This is a genomic window from Acidovorax delafieldii 2AN (genome assembly GCF_000175235.1).
Taxonomy (GTDB): Bacteria; Pseudomonadota; Gammaproteobacteria; order Burkholderiales; family Burkholderiaceae_C; genus Acidovorax; species Acidovorax delafieldii_B.
Genome location: NZ_ACQT01000621.1, coordinates 1 through 591, shown reverse-complemented (window position 1 = coordinate 591; position 591 = coordinate 1). Strand labels below are relative to the sequence as shown.

Here is a 591-nt window from a genome sequence, read left to right as displayed (position 1 = left end):
CTAACCCCCGGGATTTCCATCCAAACCTGACCCACGTACTAACCCTAACCTGCTGCTTTGCTGAGCAGCAGGAGACCAGGAGTGATAGACGTGGCAACACTGAGTGTCATCAGGCGCTGGGCCCTGCGAGAGCAGCTGTCCATCCGGGAGATAGCCCGCCGCACGGGCCTCTCGCGCAACACCATCCGCAAGTACCTGCGCGTAGGCGAGGCCGAGCCGCACTATGCCAAGCGGGTCAGTCCATCCAAGCTCGATCCCTTCGCCTTGAAGCTCGCTGGCTGGCTCAAGACGGAAGCTGGCCGATCCCGCAAGCAGCGCCGCACCGTCAAGCAGATGTACGTGGATCTGCAGGCGCTCGGTTATGGCGGCTCCTACAACCGCGTAGCGGCCTTTGCCCGCCTCTGGCACGAGCAGCGCCTTGTGGCCCAGCAGACCACTGGCCGCGGCACCTTCGTTCCCCTGGCCTTCGGTCCGGGTGAGGCCTTCCAGTTCGACTGGAGCGAGGACTGGGCTGTTCTCGCCGGCGTGCGCACCAAGCTGCAGGTAGCCCACTTCAAGCTCAGCCACAGCCGAGCGTTCTACCTGCGCGCC

The 591-nt window shown here is 64.5% G+C and carries 1 pseudogene; it reads left to right on the top strand.

Going from position 1 to position 591, the window contains the following annotated elements:
* Nucleotides 1-81 precede the first annotated feature (81 nt).
* Nucleotides 82-591, top strand: a pseudogene (locus ACDELDRAFT_RS23405) (transcriptional regulator); the annotation flags it as partial.